The sequence below is a fragment of the uncultured Methanobrevibacter sp. genome, from assembly GCF_902774605.1.
Taxonomy (GTDB): domain Archaea; phylum Methanobacteriota; class Methanobacteria; order Methanobacteriales; family Methanobacteriaceae; genus Methanocatella.
In genome coordinates, this window is record NZ_CACYJE010000089.1 from 1 (window position 1) to 4,119 (window position 4,119).

Sequence of the window (4,119 nt, forward strand, 5' to 3'; positions counted from 1 at the left end):
TTTTTTTCATTTTTTTATTATTATTATTTTATTTATTATTATTATTTTTATTATCTTTTTTTGAAAAAATGTATAGTGATGGTTATGCATAACTGTATATAAATTATATAATATTATATACTTTTCAGTATATATTATTATATAAAAATTAAAAAAGTTATATAACTTATATAACTTATATACTGTTATGTATGGGGGGTCTGGTACACTCGCGGAGAATTTACACTTGAAACTGTACTTATTACTTTTCAAATGGGGTCTCTATCAAAATCTGTTTTTATAAAAATAGACAAATAGAATAATACCTGAAACCAGGAAAAAAATAATCAAAAAAAAGAGAAAAATATAGAAAATTACATAACAAAAAAAATAGGAAAGATAAAAAAAACTACAGGAAAAATACTAGAAAAAAATAGATTCAAATTATCGGGTAAATAATGAAAAAATATTTTTTTATAAATAGTAAAAAACACTCATAGTCTTTTAATAATCATTCCTACTTTTACCTACATAATTTCCATAAAAAAAGTATACATTGCGAGATGATACACTTTTTCGTTTTATAAATCATATAAGGCAAATAGGATATTTATTATTTTTAATATTTAAAGGTTATTGATTTAAGGCTGTTTTTTTATTATCCTGACTCTTATGTCCTTCAGGTCATCAGGGTTGTAGCTCCATTCAATCTTGTCACCCTTTTCAACCCCATGGTATGTTGTCAGGAAGTTAGGAATTGAAGTTATCCATGATCTATTGCTTCTGATGATTTTTGTTTCTTTTAGTTTTTTCAAGAAGATCCATCCTCCTTATTTTTTTTATTAATTTTAATATAGATTTTTATAATTATTTTTGTATATACTATTATTTATTTTTCTTTTTATAAATCTTTGTAATGCCATAGATTAAAATAGAAATATTTATATATGCCAAAGTATATAATATTATATAACTACTAACAAAAAAACATTCAAACTTTTTTTGATGGTAGGGAGGGTAAATAATGAAAAAAACAGAAACTGAAAAAGCCATCAGGCTTTATGAAAACGCCAGAAACGGCACACTCAAAAAGGAAATACTATCAACAGTTAAACAAATCGCTGCAGAAAGCAGCACCAATTGCGAGATGATACACGATGAACAACCTAGAATTCAAAGATTTTAAACAAATAAAAGTCCAGGAACATTATCTCAAATATAATGATCACTTCAAAGCCTGGGAATCTCTATCCTCCGATGGCAGAAGAGTGACAACAGCCACCACAAAGACAGAATGCTTCCTGAAAACACTCAAACTCTTCAAAGGCACACACAACTTCATCTACTATGGTGAACACCTCACACCAGAAGAAGAGGAAAGAGACATGAAAAACGCCTGCAGAATGCACACCATCGACAGGGTCATAGAGGAGGCATCCTCATGAACATCTATTCCACTAAAGAGCATCCACAGTACTGCATCCTAAACAAGGACGGCAAAGAGGAAGGATTACTCAGTGGCGTAACAAGGAAACAAGCAGCGGAATTCTACAGAGCATATTATCCTGGACAGAAATTCTACCGACGCACCGGTAATCTCTTCAAGGGTTTCACATACAAGGAGGTGTGTGTTGATGGATTTTGAAACATACAACGAACTCTGCTATGGAATCATTGAAGATTATCCTGAAGAGCCTGACTATGATGAGGGTGCTGAATGGGATGACTGGACCGATGAGGAAATCAGAGAATATATGCAGGAGGACAGAGCTGATGAGCTCCGCTTGCAAGCTATCATTGAAAGAGGCGAGGCCGAATGAATCCTGCATTATACAATCTACTCGTTTACATCTGCCTACTCTTTAAAGGCACACCACGATTAGATAAAACTCAGAACGATATCCATGACCAGCTAATCCTTATTGGTTTTGTCATGCTTTTCATACTTGGAATCATTATCGGATGTGTAATATGTTTCTATATTAAACCTCCGGAGTATTATTCCACCCCTCTTGCATGAGGTGATGACATTGAATGAGTTACATTCATTAGCAAAAGGAATATTGGAAACTATTGCAGCGGAAGATGAGGAATACTTCCAAAAGAATGGTTTCTATACAATGAGGACAAGGGCAGGTGAATGCAAGGTCCTTGTCTTTGAAATACCAAGGGAACAGAGGAAACTTGAAGAATTTTACAAAGAGATGATCATATGAGGCTTAAAAAAAGAGGACAAAACGACTTAAAGAAAGTGTTGATTTATGGAGCCGATGGGAGCGGCAAATCCACTTTCGCTGAAGAGTACTGCAGGGAACATAATTTACACCCTGTGGTGATAGACATTGACGATACTAATTATACTAATATGCCAATCCTTGATTTGGATTTTGGCAACGATATTAAAACCTACAACAATATTAAAGCAGCTATCTCTGAAATAGCTAAAAGTGAGTATGACACTATCGTCCTTGATGGTGTCACTAGCTTGTTAGAAATGTTAGTCAGTAAGGCTAAAGGTTTGAAGAAATATTCCGACCGTGCCGAAAGATTCCAAGACATCCTAAGAGCAATGATGAGCTCCAGGAAAAACCTGATCTTCATAGGTCAGGCCGATATGGAAGTCATCTATAATGAGGAGTTCCAATCCAACAAGATGGTGATAAAGATAAACTCAATTGTTAATGAGAAATACCTCACTTTAAAGACAGATAAAGGAGGCTATTCTCATAAGGTCTTGAAATACAGGGCCGTTGAAACAAACGATGATGATGTGGATGTGGAGCCTAGCTTCACAACCGCAGAGAAAATCCAACCCACAGACGTGGACCCTGTAAGCTTGAATTACTGCAAGACAATAAAATCCCATGTGGAATCTGCAGGCCTTGAAGTAACAAAAGGCAACATGAAACGCTGCCTGACTAGAATGGTAAACAATGGAGAGATTGACAAGGATATGAGGCCGGATATCCTCCGCTTCATTAACAAGCATTGTCCCGAGGCGGTAATATGAAGAGGATATTTGATGATCATGGAGAGTGGTGCTATCATGTGCCCTCTTCATCATCAGAGGAGGAGTACCAGGTAAGCTTATACGGTGGCTGGTACAGATGCACTTGCATGGATTTCCAAACAAGGAGAATGAAAGGCAGGATGGGAGTCCCAGAGGATGAGAAAGACAATGTATGCAAACATATAAAGGAGGTTCAAAAGTGGAGAAAATCAGAACATGCATAAATATAGACAGGGGAGTCTGGGAGAGAGCCGGTGAAGAACTTCCTATGAGTAGGAGTGCCTTCATTGAGAAACAGTTAAGACAATACTTGAACGAGGAGGATGACGAAGATAAAATAATTCAAGAATTAGCGAAATACCGCGAAAAAGAGAATATACTAAAGGAGAAACTTTGTGATATCCGAGCACGCAAAAATGCAAAGGCTGAAGAGGATGACTCCTTCAACAGAGTAATGAACACACTTAATAGAGTATATGAGACTCAAGGTGGTCGTGTTGGAAGGAACCAGATTGTCAGGATAGCAAGACACAATAATGTGTCTCCGGATGAAGTTGAGGACTTCCTCCGCGAAAGGGAATACAACATCGTCAACTTCTGTGATGTTAGCATGGCGGATATCAAGGAGGCAGCATGAAGGATTGTAAAAGCTGCATTCATGCAGTCTATCATCCTAGCGGTGCTTTTGTATGCTGCAGGAAGAATAATAACGGGGCGAAAACCTTTCACACTCTTGTGAAAGGTTGTCCTGAACAATCAAAGGATGAGAAGTAGGTGTTAATTTATGGTAAAGAAACCATACCCTGTTCCGGACCGTATGAGATATTATGATTACTGGATTAAATTCCTAAACCAGTTGAAAAAAATATTAAGCCTTGATGATTTTTATGAAATGGAAGCAGACTTGATGAAGCTGGTCCAGTGCATTGACTTCGATTACTGCAGACAGTATAAGACAGATGGAGTACATAAGACCTGGTGTTATGAATGGAAATCAAAAGTATTCTGCATATTGGCACTGCTTGTCAAAGTGCAGAGAACAAACCATCATAAAAAGGATTATTTCCATGAGGAGATCATGAAAGACTGGGAAATGAAATTAAAGGATACTCAGGAAAGCATTGATATAA

At 36.2% G+C, this 4,119-nt stretch carries 12 protein-coding genes; 11 read left to right on the plus strand and 1 reads right to left on the minus strand.

Annotation, left to right across the window (positions count from 1 at the left end; translation table 11 throughout):
• Positions 1–620: 620 nt before the first annotated feature.
• Positions 621–794 (minus strand): hypothetical protein, encoded by a 174-nt coding sequence (locus tag QZU77_RS10480; RefSeq protein WP_295603871.1) that lies wholly within the window; start codon positions 792–794, stop codon positions 621–623.
• Between the two features lie 209 nt (positions 795–1,003).
• Here QZU77_RS10480 and QZU77_RS10485 point away from each other — a divergent pair, with 209 nt between their 5' ends.
• From QZU77_RS10485 to QZU77_RS10535, 11 genes are all read left to right on the plus strand, one after another.
• The gene (locus QZU77_RS10485) at positions 1,004–1,165 is read left to right on the plus strand and encodes a hypothetical protein (RefSeq protein WP_295603874.1); all 162 of its coding nucleotides are present in this window, start codon (positions 1,004–1,006) and stop codon (positions 1,163–1,165) included.
• Positions 1,137–1,424, plus strand: coding sequence for a hypothetical protein (locus QZU77_RS10490; RefSeq protein WP_295603876.1), 288 nt, complete (start codon positions 1,137–1,139; stop codon positions 1,422–1,424). The genes QZU77_RS10485 and QZU77_RS10490 overlap by 29 nt, the downstream gene beginning before the upstream one ends.
• The gene (locus QZU77_RS10495) at positions 1,421–1,624 is read left to right on the plus strand and encodes a hypothetical protein (protein ID WP_295603878.1); all 204 of its coding nucleotides are present in this window, start codon (positions 1,421–1,423) and stop codon (positions 1,622–1,624) included. The genes QZU77_RS10490 and QZU77_RS10495 overlap by 4 nt, the downstream gene beginning before the upstream one ends.
• The gene (locus QZU77_RS10500; RefSeq protein ID WP_295603880.1) at positions 1,614–1,799 is read left to right on the plus strand and encodes a hypothetical protein; all 186 of its coding nucleotides are present in this window, start codon (positions 1,614–1,616) and stop codon (positions 1,797–1,799) included. Before QZU77_RS10495 ends, QZU77_RS10500 begins: the two co-directional genes overlap by 11 nt.
• A complete protein-coding gene (locus QZU77_RS10505; RefSeq protein WP_295603882.1) occupies positions 1,796–1,999 on the plus strand; it encodes a hypothetical protein in 204 nt (67 codons plus the stop codon). Before QZU77_RS10500 ends, QZU77_RS10505 begins: the two co-directional genes overlap by 4 nt.
• A 10-nt stretch (positions 2,000–2,009) precedes the next feature.
• Positions 2,010–2,195, plus strand: a complete 186-nt coding sequence (locus QZU77_RS10510) for a hypothetical protein (RefSeq protein ID WP_295603884.1) — start codon at positions 2,010–2,012, stop codon at positions 2,193–2,195.
• Positions 2,192–2,989 (plus strand): AAA family ATPase, encoded by a 798-nt coding sequence (locus tag QZU77_RS10515; RefSeq protein ID WP_295603886.1) that lies wholly within the window; start codon positions 2,192–2,194, stop codon positions 2,987–2,989. The genes QZU77_RS10510 and QZU77_RS10515 overlap by 4 nt, the downstream gene beginning before the upstream one ends.
• Positions 2,986–3,213, plus strand: coding sequence for a hypothetical protein (locus QZU77_RS10520; RefSeq protein ID WP_295603888.1), 228 nt, complete (start codon positions 2,986–2,988; stop codon positions 3,211–3,213). Before QZU77_RS10515 ends, QZU77_RS10520 begins: the two co-directional genes overlap by 4 nt.
• Before the next feature lie 44 nt (positions 3,214–3,257).
• The gene (locus QZU77_RS10525) at positions 3,258–3,626 is read left to right on the plus strand and encodes a hypothetical protein (RefSeq protein ID WP_295603890.1); all 369 of its coding nucleotides are present in this window, start codon (positions 3,258–3,260) and stop codon (positions 3,624–3,626) included.
• A complete protein-coding gene (locus tag QZU77_RS10530) occupies positions 3,623–3,763 on the plus strand; it encodes a hypothetical protein (RefSeq protein ID WP_295603892.1) in 141 nt (46 codons plus the stop codon). The genes QZU77_RS10525 and QZU77_RS10530 overlap by 4 nt, the downstream gene beginning before the upstream one ends.
• A gap of 10 nt (positions 3,764–3,773) precedes the next feature.
• Positions 3,774–4,119 (plus strand): hypothetical protein (locus QZU77_RS10535; RefSeq protein WP_295603894.1); only part of this gene is annotated, 346 nt, incomplete at its 3' end.